Origin of the sequence: Herbaspirillum hiltneri N3 (genome assembly GCF_001267925.1) — a bacterium.
GTDB lineage: Bacteria > Pseudomonadota > Gammaproteobacteria > Burkholderiales > Burkholderiaceae_D > Herbaspirillum > Herbaspirillum hiltneri.
The window spans coordinates 4,442,322-4,458,511 of sequence record NZ_CP011409.1 but is presented as its reverse complement, the minus strand read 5'-3'; the positions used below and the strand labels follow the sequence as shown (position 1 = coordinate 4,458,511).

The 16,190-nt window shown below is 48.1% G+C and carries 14 protein-coding genes and 1 pseudogene; 10 read left to right on the top strand and 5 right to left on the bottom strand.

The features are described from left to right. The first annotated feature begins 190 nt into the window (after positions 1 to 190). The 8 genes from F506_RS20170 to F506_RS20145 all read left to right on the top strand — a co-directional run bounded on the left by F506_RS20170 (position 191) and on the right by F506_RS20145 (position 6,599). Positions 191 to 583: a hypothetical protein gene (locus tag F506_RS20170; RefSeq protein ID WP_053200401.1), complete on the top strand. Its 393-nt coding sequence runs from the start codon at positions 191 to 193 to the stop codon at positions 581 to 583. 727 nt (positions 584 to 1,310) lie between these two features. Beyond that, complete coding sequence (locus F506_RS20165; protein ID WP_053200399.1) at positions 1,311 to 1,676, top strand: hypothetical protein; 366 nt, start codon at positions 1,311 to 1,313, stop codon at positions 1,674 to 1,676. 115 nt (positions 1,677 to 1,791) lie between these two features. Beyond that, a complete protein-coding gene (locus F506_RS20160) occupies positions 1,792 to 2,226 on the top strand; it encodes a hypothetical protein (RefSeq protein WP_053200397.1) in 435 nt (144 codons plus the stop codon). 57 nt (positions 2,227 to 2,283) lie between these two features. Continuing rightward, complete coding sequence (locus tag F506_RS20155; RefSeq protein WP_053200395.1) at positions 2,284 to 2,805, top strand: hypothetical protein; 522 nt, start codon at positions 2,284 to 2,286, stop codon at positions 2,803 to 2,805. A 69-nt stretch (positions 2,806 to 2,874) separates the two neighbouring features. After that, positions 2,875 to 3,324 (top strand): hypothetical protein, encoded by a 450-nt coding sequence (locus F506_RS22875; RefSeq protein ID WP_083458103.1) that lies wholly within the window; start codon positions 2,875 to 2,877, stop codon positions 3,322 to 3,324. An 830-nt stretch (positions 3,325 to 4,154) separates the two neighbouring features. Beyond that, a complete protein-coding gene (locus F506_RS23340) occupies positions 4,155 to 4,442 on the top strand; it encodes a hypothetical protein (RefSeq protein ID WP_144424126.1) in 288 nt (95 codons plus the stop codon). An 801-nt stretch (positions 4,443 to 5,243) separates the two neighbouring features. Further along, on the top strand, positions 5,244 to 6,038 hold the full coding sequence (locus F506_RS20150; protein WP_144424125.1) for a hypothetical protein: 795 nt from the start codon (positions 5,244 to 5,246) through the stop codon (positions 6,036 to 6,038). Positions 6,039 to 6,110: 72 nt separating this feature from the next. Next, positions 6,111 to 6,599, top strand: a complete 489-nt coding sequence (locus tag F506_RS20145) for an HAD family hydrolase (RefSeq protein ID WP_053200391.1) — start codon at positions 6,111 to 6,113, stop codon at positions 6,597 to 6,599. Positions 6,600 to 7,276: 677 nt separating this feature from the next. Here the strand turns inward: F506_RS20145 and F506_RS20140 are convergent. The 3 genes and pseudogenes from F506_RS20140 to F506_RS23335 all read right to left on the bottom strand — a co-directional run bounded on the left by F506_RS20140 (position 7,277) and on the right by F506_RS23335 (position 9,268). Beyond that, positions 7,277 to 8,317 (bottom strand): AAA family ATPase, encoded by a 1,041-nt coding sequence (locus F506_RS20140; protein WP_053200389.1) that lies wholly within the window; start codon positions 8,315 to 8,317, stop codon positions 7,277 to 7,279. 297 nt (positions 8,318 to 8,614) lie between these two features. Further along, positions 8,615 to 8,788 (bottom strand): annotated as a pseudogene (locus F506_RS23705) (AAA family ATPase); the annotation flags it as partial. Between the two features lie 192 nt (positions 8,789 to 8,980). Continuing rightward, complete coding sequence (locus F506_RS23335) at positions 8,981 to 9,268, bottom strand: hypothetical protein (RefSeq protein WP_200907692.1); 288 nt, start codon at positions 9,266 to 9,268, stop codon at positions 8,981 to 8,983. Between the two features lie 656 nt (positions 9,269 to 9,924). Here F506_RS23335 and F506_RS20135 point away from each other — a divergent pair. Beyond that, positions 9,925 to 10,224 (top strand): hypothetical protein, encoded by a 300-nt coding sequence (locus F506_RS20135; RefSeq protein ID WP_053200387.1) that lies wholly within the window; start codon positions 9,925 to 9,927, stop codon positions 10,222 to 10,224. A gap of 125 nt (positions 10,225 to 10,349) precedes the next feature. On the opposite strand, the gene F506_RS20130 is transcribed toward F506_RS20135, so the two are convergent. Together F506_RS20130 and F506_RS20125 are read right to left on the bottom strand one after the other, a co-directional pair. Further along, positions 10,350 to 11,120 (bottom strand): hypothetical protein, encoded by a 771-nt coding sequence (locus F506_RS20130; protein ID WP_053200385.1) that lies wholly within the window; start codon positions 11,118 to 11,120, stop codon positions 10,350 to 10,352. A gap of 158 nt (positions 11,121 to 11,278) precedes the next feature. Continuing rightward, the gene (locus F506_RS20125) at positions 11,279 to 11,863 is read right to left on the bottom strand and encodes a hypothetical protein (RefSeq protein WP_053200383.1); all 585 of its coding nucleotides are present in this window, start codon (positions 11,861 to 11,863) and stop codon (positions 11,279 to 11,281) included. A 253-nt stretch (positions 11,864 to 12,116) separates the two neighbouring features. Between F506_RS20125 and F506_RS20120 the strand changes: the two genes are divergently transcribed. Further along, a complete protein-coding gene (locus tag F506_RS20120) occupies positions 12,117 to 16,166 on the top strand; it encodes a helix-turn-helix domain-containing protein (protein WP_053200380.1) in 4,050 nt (1,349 codons plus the stop codon). Positions 16,167 to 16,190: the final 24 nt, after the last annotated feature.

Genomic DNA, 16,190 nt, shown 5'->3' with positions numbered 1-16,190 from the left:
AGTCGGAACGATGTGAGTTGGAGCATAGTTGTTTTGGAAAAGATATAGCGCTGGCTATTGGTCTTCGGAGCTTTACTGTCGAAGGTCCGTAATCGGCCAGCAGGAGACATTCTCCTAAGAATAAATTTCTAGGCCACAAAATTACAAGTCAATATCCGTTCCCATACGAAAGCTGTTTACAGGAGATAGCATGAAAACTGATTGGAATCAGATTCGGAAAATGATGAATGCAGCAATTGATACTTGCGAGAAAATTGAGAAGCTTGGTTACACGGAACAGCATCGAAATCTCAATGCTGTTGTGAACGGACAGAAAGTTAACCTTCACGATTTCATGGTTAGCGCGTGGACGTACCCCGAAATTGTTCGTTATCAAATAATCCGGCAACGGCACGAGAAAGGAGTAAATCTTCCTTATATTCCTGAGTCAGCTCGAATTTTGACTGCAATGGCTTCTGCTTGCGCGGAGCTAATCGGAGCTTCTGAAGAAGCTCCAGCGCAAGATGCGATTAAGAATTTAACCGACTGGTATGCCAATCATCTTGTTTCGAGCCTGCAACAGGCAATAGGTCCTACTGACTGATACGTTTCAGTAGGCCCGCTATCGGCCAGAAGTAAAAAAATTTTGTGTCGTTTTTTTTGCTTAGCACAGCGAAGGAATAATAATTTGGTTGAGTTCATCGGAAGCCTTATAAGGTATCTCGTGTGCGATACCTTTCTATCAGGTGTGGGGTACTTTATAGTCAAATTCCTCACTCTGGGCCGCTATCCTCGCACCTTGGATTTGCGTAAGCCAACCTCGCCAGATTTTGAAATCTTAGCCATGGTCGGTTTGCTCGGAATTGTTGTATCGGTCATTTTTCTCACATGGGTAATTCGTTAGTGACTATGACCGCAACCGGCCAATAACGGACTAACAACAAACAAAAAGAAGGGGTTTCTGAAGATGGAATATTTTGCTTATTCTTTATGGCGAATTGCGGGTTGGATTATTCCAGTGTTGTGGCTAGGAGCAGCTTGGCTGTCGTGGTCAAATAGTTTGAAGAGTATTGCTGTTCTGTTTTTCTGCGCGTTCCTTTTTTCAACAATTTGGAATTTTCTATTCCTCCCAAATGGCGCATTGCCCGGCCAACCATTATCTATCAATCCAGTTACCGTTTTTTATGACGATGCACCATTAGGATTTCTTCTCTCTTGCTACTTACCTGTGCTCGCGAATGCATCCCTTGTTAGTGCGATTGCTCTACTCATAATTCGCAAATCTAACTGACGTCCGCAATCGGCCAGTAACGGTCATTCACATTTTAAGAATGAATATAGACGACATCCTTAACCAAATCGATAAAAATGCTCAGCCAGATGATGACGCATTTGATTTGCTATTGGTTTCGCACAGCGGTTCGCGCAACGCATTCTGCGAAAGCTTCACCAAAGAAGTTGCGCAGCGCTACCTAGATAATTTGTTGGAATTCGATAAAGCCGACTGTGCAATAAACTCTTTGTCTGCTTGGGCACCTCTTGAAACATTTTCTGAATTTTCTTGGACCATATATAGAGCCTTCGACGAAGGTGAATATTTGCACCCTGGACAGCTAGCAGGCACGAATGAAGAGTTGTACACCAAGCCTATGCTCCGCAAGGTTCTGAATACGGTCCCTTTGAAATCCGATAGTTAACCTCCGCAACCGGCCAGGAGCGGGCATGCGCGGATACCATCTATTTGATGTTGCTCTACTAATTACTGCATGGCAGTATGCCGCATCCGAATTTCAACAATGACAAGGTTCATCCATGCGCCACCTCATTACACTCGTACTCCTTACATTGTCTTCTCTTGCGTTCGCGAATGCGTCCAACCTGCAGGAGGGCCAAGTGTGGGCATACAAGACGCGGCCCGGTGAAAGTGAGTCAACGGTTACGGTGCTGAAAATTGAACAGTACAAAGACCTTGGACAAGTGATTCACGTCAGAATAGATGGGATTCGAATGCGTAATCCAATAAAGGGAAATATCGTCACGGACATACCCCATTTACCGTTTCGGAGTGCGGCTGTACAGCGAAGCGTCACGAAGCTAATACGCAAGTCATCGACGGTGCCGGATTTTAAGGAAGGCTATGACACGTGGAGACAAGCCTACGACGTGGGAAAGGCAGGTGCGTTTGAAACCGACGTCGCCGCGACACTCAATTCCTTGCTCGGAGCTTCTTGGGAGTTGAAAAAATGAACTCGGTGATAGTCGCAAACCGGCCAAGAGCAGACTGCGAGATAGTTTGACAACAAAATGGACACTCAGAAATTGCTAAGCCTAGATGACGCCAAGTGGAAAGAATTTGAAGGAGGTTATCGCTCTCCGTACGATGCGTCGTTTGCGCTACGTTCTTTGCGCGACGGCGTGGATGTTTGGGATGAACTCTGGAATGAGCTTCATCACCAGGGCGACGTTGGTATTGCTTCTTACGCAGCGGTACCACAGTTGGTGGCCATTGCTGCGACATTAGTACGTAGAGATTGGAATTTCTACGGTCTTATTGCCACTATCGAAACTGAGCGTCACCGCAAGGGGAATCCCTCAGTTCCGGACTGGCTGATGGAGAGTTATCAGGATGCCTGGCACCAAGTGATGGAGATTGCCGCCGCAGATTTGGCACGGAATTGTGAGGCACTTACCGTGCAGACTATTCTTGGGGTTCTCGCGCTGGCAAAGGGAGAGATTAAGTTGGGGGCACTACTTTCGACTGTAGATTCATCTGAAGTGGATGAGTGGGTCGAACAACGTCTTGGTTGGTCGGAACAATATCGCTGATAACGTCTGCAATCGGCGGCAGCAGCAGTCGTTGATAAACCAGTCCATAAGCTACGGAAGATACATATTATGTCTCTGGACATGAATCTTGAGATTGAAGGTGACTCGCCAGATTGGGCAGCCTTGGAAAAGGCGGCAAAGGCTGCTGTAGTCGGGGAATTGACCAATTCATTTTCGCGTCCCCCAAAAAAAGGATTTTTGTCTAATTTTTATAAAACGGAAGAGCAATTTGATGGTTGGTTTTTGAAGTCGAGAACGTCTTTCCATCTTCACAAACAAGCAAGTATTGGGAATATCACTGCTGAAGGGCGGCATGGCTGTGATTTCAAAGTACGATATGTAATGGTCTTTCGCCCTCTGAATAGCGGATTTGACGAATTCGTAGAGGAAATCCGGATTTTCTTAAGTACCTTAGCGGACCTGTCTCCAATGCAATTCGTACTCTCATTTCAGTACGAAGGTGTCTATGCAATTCGCAATGCGACTGGCTTCAGCTTCAATTGGGATAAACCAAAATAGAGATAACGCGCCAGATGCCCGCAACTGGCCAGAAGCAGCCACTGTCTTAGAGCAAATATTGAGAAAAAGAAAAATATGAATATCAAGAGTCGTATTTCAGCAAGCGGCGCTTTGCTTGCTCGCCTCAAAATTCTCCTGCTAGAGAATCGCGGACATGTATATCTTCCAGGGATAGACAACATGTTGACGCAACTGACCGTAATCGAAACAGATGAGGTTCAGCGCATTGAGCGGGCCAGAGCTACTTTTTAAGGAATGCTTGGAGGCGCTGGGACGTTGGCGGATTTCATGATTTAGACAACAAATCAAACTACGACAGATACGCTTAACGCGGAGTTGAATCAAATCATATCGAATCTCAGGGACTTACTTGAGTGCGAATTAGAAGATAAGAGAATGCCTAACAGCCAAGATACAGCTCTGAAGTGGCTTCGCCTATTACAAGACCAAGCGTTGCCACTTCGTAGTGTTTTTTTCGAGCAGGTCGCAGCCGGAGCTGTGACGTCGCTTTGTGACTGTGGGTGTAACGGTTTTGACTTTCTTGTTCCTGATGGAGCAATCGTTGCGCCTCTACAATCAGGTTCTGGCCTATTTTGCGAGCTTGCGTTTGAATCCAATCTATCGGAAGAAATAGACATTCTTCTGTTCGCGGATGTGCGTGGCAATCTATGTCGAGTCGACGTAACTTACGGAGCTGGCAATCACGATGCTATGCCTGACAACATTACTGCGACGAGGTTGATAGGTATTTGGCCCTCGCAGAGCTAGGATGTCTCCAATCGGCCAGACGCAGACATCTCGAGCAACCACGGTTTAACAATAGGATAGGTATGCTTCATCCGATTTTTTATGTCGATTTTAATGAGATGGTAGATGCCACTACTGTACTTCTGTCTCAGCGTGACACGAAGGTGGACTCTTCTGGTCGGGCAGTCGAGCTATCCGAGGGTATGGTCATCACTGTTTACATGGACGATGTCGATGACAATGGACATGCTGATAAGTTGATTGCTCACGGCGAGGTAACCAGAAACGTAGCTGATGGCTGGAGTAGCCACGTCAAATGGTGTTGTCGAATTGATGACGATGGTATAAGACCTCAATCTAAAATCGGTTGAGTTATTAGCAAGTGCAATTTACTTCGGCTACCGTCAAGAAGAAGACTCTTCATCAAACTACTTAAATCCAAATTTTCGCAGACTAATATGGCCTCTAACGACGGATATGATTGCTTTCGCAAACTCGCAGAAGAGCTCTCACGACTTGGGCGAGAGGACGAAGCCCACCAAGTTCATGACGCAATGACAGCTGCTGCCACAGGGATGGAATGTCTTGGCGAGCTTGGAGTGGTCCTGGCGAGGCTACGCAAAAATCCCATGAATTTTCCAGCGAGCTCCGCAACACTCATCACATCCTGTATTTGTGCCGTACAGCTTGCTTGGCCAAATTACAATTAGATTGTCGCGATTGCTTCCGCAATCGGCCACAACGGACATATAAATTTTATTGCTACCTATGACCCCTGAACAGCGAGCTGCACGAGTGCGAAAATTGGTCAGTGCGGCCAAGGCGCTCTTGACATTACAGGTCGGACTTTTTGTTGGGGCTAGCCGCATTGAGAACGTGCTCCGAACCCTTGGTAGTGAGTTCGATACTAAGCACAAGATATTTTCGGAATTTACGAAAGCTGTACCAAAAGATATTCCCGTAGGAAGTGCACGCCTTTGGTGGGACGCAGAAGCAATGCTTAAAACAGATTTGAAATTAGCGTCAGTGGAAGAGCGCTTTCGCGTAAAACTCTTGGCTGAATGCGTTGTCATCATTCGACAGTACGATTAACTTAAGATGGATATCCGCAACCGGCCAGAAACAGACGTTTATCGCGTTGCCTAATTTCATCCGTCTACCTGATTGACGAAATGCTCAAACGAATTCGAACCCTATTGCAACCTAGAGCGCCGTTACCGAACTCCCGAGTTGATTCAGATGGCTTTGTCTATGTGACCGAAATAGATGCAGAAGCTTTGCGTAGCGTCAGCGTGGGTGCCACAGTACGCAACAGTAATGCCGCGCCGCCCTGGATAGTTGTAAATCATTCGTTGGCTGCCGTCTTGGTTTCTCGCTGGCCGGGCAGATTACTCCGAGTTAAGATTCTCGAAAAAGCAAAAGAACAACCAATGGCCTACGCCAACTATACGAGGGCCACTGCAGTCGTAGTGGTTGAGGAATTGACGGCGTCCTCCCTTCTGGGAAAACATGGTGTGCTCTTGGCGGAAGTTCTTGGCAGGATTAGCACTTTGACGCGTGATGAAGCATTTGCTCTATCTGTGGCCCTCCAACCGCAATCGCGAGAAGTCTATTCCAACGCTTGGAAAAAATGGCTCACCAAAGTAGATGGGAATTCGGTTTATCTAGGTGCCAGTCAAGAAGATACTTTGCAAATTCGGGTCGGGCATGAAGTATCGCCAGTGGGCTACGCTCTTTCGCTGGTGTCATCCATGATACTGAACCGAGGGCAAGTAGTGAATGGCCCTGCCGCAATTACTGTTGATGAGGAGGGTGAGATAGAACTGCAATCACCTTGGAGCGGGGCTGCCACTGCGTTGATGCATGCAACTATGGCCTATGGTGCCCCTGATTTGCTAACTTTGGAAGATGCTGTAGTTTTGAAATTTCCTTGGGACACTGTAATGAAAGAACCAACTGGTAGTTGATGCATTCAATTTTGAGACAGCCGCAATCGACCAGAAGATGACATCAAATCTAAGAAATGCTTACCGAATACTATGCCCATCAAGCTAGTTATATTTGATTTGGACGAGACGCTAGTTCATGCGCGCCTGGAGCCCTTGGCACAGCCTGCTGATTTGAGATTTTCTGACTATTTCATCTATATTCGACCATATGCGGCGGACCTGATTAAATTTGCATCCGTGAAATTCTCAGTCGCAGTGTGGTCTTCCGCAAGCCCTGAATACGTTGAGTTTATAAGTAATGCACTTTTTGGAGACCAACATGGTCTTCTCTTTCGCTGGGATGTGCAGAAATGTGTGCAAAAGGTAGACTCCCGCACCAATGGCTATGTGTACATCAAAGACCTTCGGAAGGTAATGAAGCATGGCTATCAAGTAGAGGAAATTGTTATCGTCGATGACAGTCCTGAGAAAATTCAACGGCAGCCTCGCTCTCACCTCGTTGTTAAGCCATTTCACGGTGACAAGCAAGATAAAGAATTGCACTTGGTAATAGCAAAGCTAGGGGAAATGGCGGCCTAGATGGCCGCAATCGGCTAACAGCAGACTCTCACTTAGAAGAGGCTTGAATATGAAAATCGTTGTGCTTTTCCTTGTCGGTGCGCTCTTGTCCGCATGCGCGACGTCTAAACAAATTATTGGCCCAAGTGGCTCACCAGCCTATGCAATTAGATGCGGTGCGGCGGTACTAAGCGCGTGCTATGAGAAAGCTGGAGAAGTCTGTCCGAACGGATACAACATCTTGACTAGCGACGGTGCTCGATATCTCGGCCAGCTTGGCAATGCCAATATTTCAGGAGGGTATGGGTCCGCGACATCCGTGCCGATGATTACGCCGAACAACCTACTCGTCGAATGCAAAGCGGCGAAGTAGCTAAGACGGCTACTGCGACTATCGGCCGGGAGCTGCCATCCATCTGTTTGATGCCCTAGGCATCATTTATCGAGCTACAATTTAACCGGGCTGTTGCAAGAGCATTTTGGTGAGGGCGTAGTCGGTGGTAGAGTCTTCACCTTGTTGGGCAACGGATTCAACCGATGAATTCGGGATAGAGGCATCGGGAAACCGATGGTGCTCGGAACCGGTCGAAAGACTAGCTAACGAGAGGTTGCGGCTAACCCGGCCCCATATTGTTGCCAGCCGTTTATGTATGAAGACTGGGCCTGCTACGATGCGGAAACATATTGCTCAGTCTATATCAAGCATCAGCTTCGATGAAATCATCGCGAAGTGCCTCTAGCCAAGCTTGAACTTCCTGAATATATCCGGGCCAATGTGGAGAACGGCTAGCGACCCTGACAATTAATGCCAAACTTACGACCCTGTCGTAGTTGAGAGCTTCAATAATTTTTCCGATAAAGCTATGCGTGTCGTCCACCACTTGAATTTGGTTTGCAATCTGCACAACCTCTTGCGCCTCATCGTCCAACGGGGCAGGTAATGTGCGAATCATCATGTGAAGTTGTGGCTCTGGGGCTTGAGCAATGCCTGCCATTGGACAAAATTGTCTAACTGCACCAACAATTTGTTGACGTCTGTCTGCCGCATCTGCCTCGGTACCCGACAGCGCGCTATTGGCTCGTTCCAACTTCGCCTCTGGACTTGTGTAGACGTCACCGTCTAAGACGAATAGTTGGTGAGCAAAGTTGTAGTTGCCACTCAACATCAATCCAGCGGCAAGCGTGAAGCAGTTCGTTGCAGCACCGAAAGGTGTAATCGTTGTGAATCGTTTCATTTGCATTGAGATAAGCACTTGCCCAACGATGGCACGAGCCATTTCGTCTTCTACAAATATCTCTAATGCACGATGAGGTGCTCCGGTTAGTCGCTGCATAGCATCTGGTTTTGTATTGGAAAAGCAATATGTCTTTCCCCCCACAGTATGAAGATGCTTGATGCTCACATACTCAGGCAGTTCAAGTACCGCTTCTCTATGCGTAGTGAAGACGACCTGAAGCGACATCTCATCAGCTCTTTCGTGGATTATTTTTAATAATTCTTTCAAAGCGGCTGTATGGAGAAGCAAGTCAATTTCGTCAATCAAAATCAAGGCGTACTTTGGAGCGCCATAGACAATTAATAGCATATACAAAGCACGCTGTTCGCCGGCACCCATTGCCAATGACGAATAGCGGGCCCCACCCTCTAAAACCAATCCGTTGTACTGACGTCCGGAAGCCGCTTTGTGCACATTGACCTCTACGTAGCGTCTGTTGAACACTAAGCTCATCTTATCCATGATGGGCTGCGCGTCTTCATGAGGCGAAGTCACGTACCTAATGATGTTCGAGTATGTCTCTTGTTCAATAGTCGGGACGCAGGTTCGAATCCCAATGAATGCTAAAGGCCTGTGAGGTCTACGCTCATATCGAGGCACCCATCGGTCTAGGTCTTTCTTATAAGGCGTCCGAACGTCTCCAAATACCTGTACTCCATCGCGATAGGAATGTACTAAGGTCAGAGAACTTCCCGCCCACGTCGCATCGGTCGTTGGTGTGAAAAAATCCTTGAACCGCCAATTGGGTTGGATTCCTTCTTCTGGCGGTTGGTAACAGCAGGCTAGAGCATGCAATATTGTCGATTTACCGCATCCGTTTGGCCCCAAGATAGCGGTGAGGGGTTTTTCGTCAAAACGAATCTCCTGCAACCCAGATATACCCTTCAATTTTTCTATTACAAGCGAACGTGTTACCTGCTGACTTGTTGGCATATTTTTCTTAATTATAGGTTTGTACTTCCCTCCCGAACCACTACGTGGAGCAGTGTCCGGCCTGCATTTTTACATCATTGCTATCTCAGTTTGCGACCAAGTCTACTGCTCTGTTAATACCTGGAGGCGGCTGCTTAGCGACAGCGTAAGCTGAGCGTCGGCAGTATTTTGCACAAATGCAAATTTTATTCGTCAATATCTATATTCACATTCTATTTTTTGTCTCTTTTTATCTCCGGCGTCGTCTCTTTCAAACATCCTCTGTATTTCCTCGTTATTGCCGTCAATATCATTCGGTACGTTAAATTTTCCCTTTGCTCGTCCTAACCGTACTGCTGACGATGCTGTCGGAGCCACTAATCCGGCCATCGTTTGGCCATCCCGCACAACAACAATCTCTTGCTCGTAGCTACGCTCGATGGCTTCAATCAACTGACGAGCTTCGGGTCCCAAGCAAGTTATGTCTAAGATTTTCATCATGTTCCTCCAGCTTGAGAGCGCGGATAGCTAATTAAGATGCTGGGTCTATGTCTTCCCTTTTACGCCTTAGTTATCCGCTCAAAATCCGCTCATTTTTCTCGAATCCGCTCAAAATCCGCTCATTTTCAGAAAATCCGCTCAATTTTTCGAAGGTCTTACGTTGCTCGAATTGCAAAAGGTTGCGTTGCACGCTCCGCGACCTAAACTGAAATCACCGTGACCAATCTTGGAAATGCCATGAGCAACGCAGACGTCGAGTCATCGATAGACCTGGAGGTAGCGCTGAAGAAGCTTCACAGGCTGCAACATGAAGACGGTGACTTGGGGGCGTAATACTGGTATCAGATTTCATTGCTGCTGAAGGAAGCCGCGCAGTATCGGCAACGGGCCTTAACAGCCGAGCAGAAGCTGGACAAGATTCAGAATTTGTTGAGTAGAGTTGATTTGGCAAAGGCGAGAAATCACCCTTCGGTGAAGGAGTAAATGGAAAAAGAATATCGAGACCGAATTGACACATGTGACGCCTGTCGGAGGCAACGTATTTGTGGACTTGGGATTTGAGCCGGAGGAGACCGCAGCCTTGCAAGCAGAGTCACAAAGACTTATTCGAGAGAAGTTGGTCGTCAAAAATTCCTTGATATCAGAGCGCTCGATTGATGAAAAACCTATCTGACATCTCTGGCTTCCTCAGGAACGAGCTGAGCCAATACGCGTTCAACTACGACGACTTGGATGCGAGCCTGGGGTTCGCTGCCGGCACCATCGTCAGGATGCTGGACGAACAGGGTGACTATAGCGTGATGGAGCTGATGACGTTGCTGGACCGGCTTGGCTACGAAATCGATATTTTTGATAAAAAGATATTGCAGCAATTTATAGCTGGCCCTAACGGACCAGCTCCACCGCTAACGGTCAAGACCGGAGTCCAACTGGCGCTCGATAAGCTCAGGGAATAGCCGGAACAGCTTTTTGACTTTATGTCGGAACGGCGCCCACGTTATCTACATGGATTTTTTCATTCTTGTGTCTTGTGCTCAATTTCGCAACGTTGAGTGACATTTCTCTATACTTCTGCGTACATTCAAATTCCGCTCTTGGGGCCTCCTCTCCCTGGCGCATCTTGGGAGTCGTTATCAAGAGAATCATCCGCGACGTTTCCAGCGTTAGGGGCGAGGCCAGAATTCTGAGTCTGGGGCGTTGATGGAGTATTGCTCGAATTTTGTGAGGGATATTTTTGCATCCACGCATGGACTTGCTCAATAGAAAACAGCGGAATCTGAACACATTCCTGCGACGTTGGGTCGCTCACTAAAAATCGCAGAGTTTCTTCCTGGGAGCCGCTTGTTTCCTTCATTACCCATTTCACATATGCTTTGAATTCCTCGCGCGAGAGTGAAAATTCACTGTTGCCCTTGAAAAAGCCCTCGGCAAATTGGCTGCCCAGCATGCGTGTTGTAGCTAGAGGTTCAAGGGCTAGCAGTCTGCTCGACTGGCCGAACACTGACTGATTGCAAGCTTCGTGACGATAAATGTTGACCTTGGCAATCCCTGTTTCCAAGTCTACCCAAGATATGAAATGGCACTTATCGTGTGGGACGCGCATAGGAATAGTAGTGTCTAACTTTTCGCAAAGTTGTCTCCTTCGCCATTTCCGATTCTCAGCAACGCAGGTTGCGTGCGAAGCCTTGAATTCGATAATCGAGTATCTTGTCGAGTCTGAAATGACGAAATCTGCACCTAGCTCCACATCTTGATGGCCGACCGGAAACGCATGAAATTCCCAGTTATAGATTTTTGCCTTCTTAGCCATAAATGCGCTGAAGTTAAATGAGAAAGCTGCTTCGTTATCCATTAATACTCTCCATTAATATCATGACATCGCTATTCGTCAAATTGAGGATAGCCTCTTCATGACATTGACGGCCTTGTGCCGCCATGGCATTGCATAGCGGCTATATTCCAACGAAGGACACTAACCTAAAGACGGTGTTGTTGTTTGCATCGGGGTTCTCACTTCAGCTTAATTTTCATTTCAGGGCGTTGGTCCAGAGAGCCAATCTTCCATGAGTAGGTGCCGAAAAGGCCGAAGAATTTTGGCTCGCTCGTGGCGTTGTGAGAAATCACAGTCGCGTTTTTCGGAAGAATTACTTCCAATGTGCCATCTATCTTGATTCCCAGTTTGGACAATTCTTGTACATCCTTTGCGGCCAGCTTCGGAGACGTAATGGTGATGACTCCGTCCTTTGCATGGGTAACTGAGAAGATATCCATCATCTTCAGATTTTCACCAGCCTTTTTCTTTGCCAGCAGTTTTAGCTGATAACGACCATGGCCAAGGTACTCGGCCGACTGGACCAGCGGGTCATTCTTCATTTTGGTGGCTTCAGCTTTCAGACCCTCCTCGTCCTTCGCTCGCAGTGACCCAGTTTTCTTTTCCTCAGCGGCAGCCATGGCATGCACTGCGGTGCCATCGTAGCTGAAGGTATAGTCGCCATTCGCAGCGAAATCGACCTTTGCCTTAAACGACTCTGGAATAAGGCAGCCAGTGAGCAGAGCGGCGCAAGTGGCTGCGGTAGCCAACAATTTTTTGGACAAATCATTCCCCTTCTTTTGAGTTTCTTAGTAGTAAGAATAATAAGGTCGCTTAAAGATTGCCTAATGTCAACTCTGTCAACATCTTCCAGACGCAATAGTTGTGCGCGGCGCTAATAAGGTTCGGTTTTCTGTGTTCGCCGTTTCTTATGATTTTTCCCTCTATAAGTGAATAAACGCACTGAAATAATTCAAGGTTTGCACAATGATTTTTTTCTGATACACTTTTTTATGTGTTTTTGAAATGGATTCAATCATGACGCGTAGCGCTCCACCTCTGGTCTATTCAGATTTTGGCGAATTGCTTATTACCCTCCGTACCGCGGCGGGCTTCGCAAAGCAACAAGAGTTAGCAACGGCTTTGGGGGTAACTCAACAGACTGTAAGTCGTTGGGAAAAGGGCATTGCGCGGCCGCGCCTGAAAGATATGCCTGAGCTCGAGAAAGTGGTGCGTGCTCAAGATGGCGAGCTCGTGAGGGCTGCCAAGTATCGAGAGGGGCCAAAAGAGGTGCCATCTGAAACCGCAACTTCATATGACCGCCCCCTCCCACTTTCAGCCTTACCGCCCGATACATTTGAAAGCTTTTGCGCTGCCTTTTTGGGCCGGAGGTATCGAGAACGTAAAGGAGAAGTGCAGCGCTATGGAGCTACCGGACACAAGCAACACGGAATTGATATTGCTGTAAAAGGAGAATTCGGTACTCATACCTTCCAATGCAAACGGGTTACCGAATTCGGGGCACAGAAAGTCCACACCGCGGTAGCAGAGCAGACATATTCCGCGGACCTAAAGGTACTCTTGCTGTCTAGTGTGGCAAGCCCGAAGGCTCGTGATGCAATGGCGGCGCATAAGAACTGGGAGTTATGGGACAAAGAGGACATCACTCGAAAGTTTCATGAACTCCCGATGACAGACCGATTGGATTTGGTTGACCGATATTTCAGCGGGCAGCGCTTAGACTTGTTGGGAATCCTTGATGCGGGACCTATTCAGACCCCGGACGTATTCTTCAAGCCTTTCTTAGTCCCGGACCGCTTTTTTAATCATGCGTGGGAGCTGATTGGTAGAGATGCGGAGGTTTCACAAGTTGTGGACTACGTAATAGACGGGGGTGTAGTGCTGACTTGCCTTCTCGGAGCTCCGGGCGCCGGCAAGAGCCGCATACTCCGAGAGATTTCTCGACGCTTGGTAGACACCTCTAACTTTCATGTCCGATTCGTGTCGCCAACGGAGGAGGTGAAAGCTCATCATTTAGAAGGGCTGCGTGACAGTAACGGTGGCACAACAATACTTGTCGTTGATGATGCGCATGAACGAGAGGACTTGAGTGTCCTTTTGCGATATGCAGCCGTCCCAGAAAACAAAACCCGCCTACTTTTGGCGCTCCGGCCATATGGGAAAGAAGCGCTACGGCTTCAAGCTGCCGACGTAAGTCTTTCAGGAAGTCTTGTTGGATTCGTAGAAATGCATCCTCCAACTCGGGCGCAAGCCAAAACACTGGCCGAGTCGATTCTCTCTGAGTGCAAAGGCCCCTTGGAAGCTGCTGAAGAAATCGCCAAGGCGACGTTTACCACTCCGTTGGTTACAGTCTTGGCGGCACAGCTGGTTGCACGCGATGCCGTGTCGCTGGAGCTCTTGGGAAAGGCAGAGGAGTTTCGAACTTATGTATTGAAGAGCCTCCAGGATGTCATTGCAGTCAAGCTGGTCACCGGTCAGGACGTCGAAAGAATGAGAGCCGTTCTACGCGTTATCGCGCTCCTGCAGCCAATCATTCCGGATGACCCTAGCTTGCTTAATATGTTATCGAAGGTCGAAGGAGTTGAGCAACCGGAAGCGAGTCGTTTGATGCGCCTTCTTAGTGAAGCCGGTGTTCTTTTCAAACGAGGTGTCCGCTCAAGGCTTGCTCCAGACTTGCTTGCAGATGAAATCATCCGCTCAAACTATCTACACCCTGACGGCACCGCTAACGACCGAGTAACGCAAGTCTTCGAGTTCGCGGTAGCTGACCAGTTGAAGAGCTTGTTCGTCAATCTTGGGAGGCTTGATTGGCGACTACGTGAAGGAAAGACCGACGACAGCCCGCTGTTAAATACTCTGGGTCCTAAACTCCGTTGGCAAGGGCGTCACCACAATCCACATGTCGACGCTGTGGCGGCTGTTGCTTACTATCAGCCGAGATTCGCATTGAACTTCGCAAAACGCCTCATTTCCGATGGCCATGGGGATAGTGCATCGGTATGTAATATGGTGCGCTATGCAGGATATACATACGACCATGTCCAAGAGGCGTGTCAACTTCTATGGCAAGCGGGACGCAACGATGCTCGCGAGCTAGGCCAGCATCCTGGTCACGGCATTCGTGTTCTCAAGGAACTGGCTACATTTCAGCTGAATAAGCCAGTTGAATATGTACAGGAAGTTGTGAGGTTCGCCTTAGCGCTTCTCGAACGCCCCCCTTCTCTAACCTCTGTGTATACGCCTTTTAGTATTCTTGAAGGGGCTCTGGTTACTGAAATCGAAGCAACAAGCTACTCTCGCATGACGATGACTTTCAGTCGCTATCAACTGTCTTTGGATGCGGTGCGGAGTGTTCGAGATGAGGTGACGGAGGCTTTGCTTAAGTACCTGCGAGAAGGGCCTGACCGCAAGGCATTTATTGCGGCACAAACGCTTTCTCAGGCTCTACGGGGGCCAATGCATGGCGACACAGCGGAGAATTCCTGGAAGCGTGAGCATCTTAAGCTCTTGCAAGATATCAAGCGGGTTCTTCATGACGTCTACGTAGCGCCTCCGGTTTTAGTTCGAATTGGACAGGCGGTCGCATGGCATGCATTCTATGGACACTCAGAGACCGCGGCAGATGCAAGCGAAATCTTGGCATTAATAAATAGAGACTTAAGAACTCGGCTCGTGCGGGCGCTTATTGATGGTTGGGGAACAGAGACTTGGCGTCTCCGAGAGTCAGAGCAAAGAGAGGAGCATGAAGGCGAGCGAGAACTCCTAACAGCTGGGTTGATAGAAAAATTCTCTGACCCTGGTAGTCTTCTCATCGAGTTAAATCACTGTTTGGAGAGTATCGAAAACATAGCCGGGAAGGGGTATGGTGCGTCCTACATTCTTGTAAATCACCTGCTCGATTTCGCGCCAGGACTTGCTACCGAACTGCTGCTTAAGAACAAGGAAGAAAAGGCCGGTCAACTTGCTCTCTATGTTGGTAAGGCACTGAGCATAGTTATTGAGAATGGAGATTCGCAGCTGCTGAATGAATATCTCAACCGTTCAGAAGGCTCAGATGAGGTCATGGCTCAGCTTGCGGAAGCGTATGCACGATTCAGTTCCTCCCGCGCTTATACAGAGAGCGAGATTGAGCTCTTTCGACGAATCTTTAGGTCCTCTAGTTCTCGTGTGTTGTTCTCGGTCGCAGGACTCGCGCGTCAAATTGCCGTGAGAAATCCAACCTTAGCAGTAGAACTTATTTGTCTGACGGATTTTTCGGTCAATCTAAGAGCAACTCACGAAATATTCATGTGGCTAGCTGGCGGAGACGTGATTCCGAAGAGTATCGTCGCTCAACGGCGAAGTGAGCTTCTTGAGAAACTTATTGTGCTCGATGAGTTGGAAGACTACTGGGTCCGTGGTTTCCTAACTGCTGCAATTAAAGAAGACCCCGCAGCGGTAATTGCTCTTGTTAAAGCACGTCTGTTAGAAGCGGCACGTCGTGAGGGCTGGTCATATACGCCACTGAGCAAAGAACATGGGGGGAAAGGGCTTGGACTCATGGAAATAGAGACAGGCCCAAGCCTCTTGGCGGAGTTGCTTGATTGGGCTCTTCGGGAGTCAGAAATTGAGAAAATAGTAAGGCGACTTGGGGAGGTCGTGGCGGGCCTTTGCGGAAACTATGACCGGCTAGTGCTTGATGTGCTGCTGGCATGGTTGTCTTCTGGCACGAAAGAACATGCTGCGCTCGTTGCCAGAATATTACGTGAGAGTCAGTCAACTCTCCTATATCAACATTCTCAGTTTATCAAAGACATCCTCAATGCCGCGGAACTCATTGGCGACGAAGCGCTGGATGATATTAGGTCGTCCCTTGTAGCGGCAACACGCTCCGGGGTTCGAAGTGGAACACCAGGTCAACCTTTTCCACAAGACGTGCAACTAGAGCAGCACTGTATAGAAAAACTGGCTGCTATTAGTCGCGTCGAGCCGACATTTGAGTTCTACGATGAGCTGCTTAAAGATGCTCGCTATTCAATTGCACAAGAACGTAGGTCGAGATTCGCAGTTGAGGACGACGATGATTAATAATAGAAAAATAGTCTGAGGCAG

Coding starts and splice junctions, on each gene's coding strand:
- F506_RS20170 (WP_053200401.1), top strand. CDS start 191: ATGAAAACTGATTGGAATCAGATTCGGAAAATGATGAATGCAGCAATT.
- F506_RS20165 (WP_053200399.1), top strand. CDS start 1,311: ATGAATATAGACGACATCCTTAACCAAATCGATAAAAATGCTCAGCCA.
- F506_RS20160 (WP_053200397.1), top strand. CDS start 1,792: ATGCGCCACCTCATTACACTCGTACTCCTTACATTGTCTTCTCTTGCG.
- F506_RS20155 (WP_053200395.1), top strand. CDS start 2,284: ATGGACACTCAGAAATTGCTAAGCCTAGATGACGCCAAGTGGAAAGAA.
- F506_RS22875 (WP_083458103.1), top strand. CDS start 2,875: ATGTCTCTGGACATGAATCTTGAGATTGAAGGTGACTCGCCAGATTGG.
- F506_RS23340 (WP_144424126.1), top strand. CDS start 4,155: ATGCTTCATCCGATTTTTTATGTCGATTTTAATGAGATGGTAGATGCC.
- F506_RS20150 (WP_144424125.1), top strand. CDS start 5,244: ATGCTCAAACGAATTCGAACCCTATTGCAACCTAGAGCGCCGTTACCG.
- F506_RS20145 (WP_053200391.1), top strand. CDS start 6,111: ATGCCCATCAAGCTAGTTATATTTGATTTGGACGAGACGCTAGTTCAT.
- F506_RS20140 (WP_053200389.1), bottom strand. CDS start 8,317: ATGGATAAGATGAGCTTAGTGTTCAACAGACGCTACGTAGAGGTCAAT.
- F506_RS23335 (WP_200907692.1), bottom strand. CDS start 9,268: ATGATGAAAATCTTAGACATAACTTGCTTGGGACCCGAAGCTCGTCAG.
- F506_RS20135 (WP_053200387.1), top strand. CDS start 9,925: ATGAAAAACCTATCTGACATCTCTGGCTTCCTCAGGAACGAGCTGAGC.
- F506_RS20130 (WP_053200385.1), bottom strand. CDS start 11,120: ATGGATAACGAAGCAGCTTTCTCATTTAACTTCAGCGCATTTATGGCT.
- F506_RS20120 (WP_053200380.1), top strand. CDS start 12,117: ATGACGCGTAGCGCTCCACCTCTGGTCTATTCAGATTTTGGCGAATTG.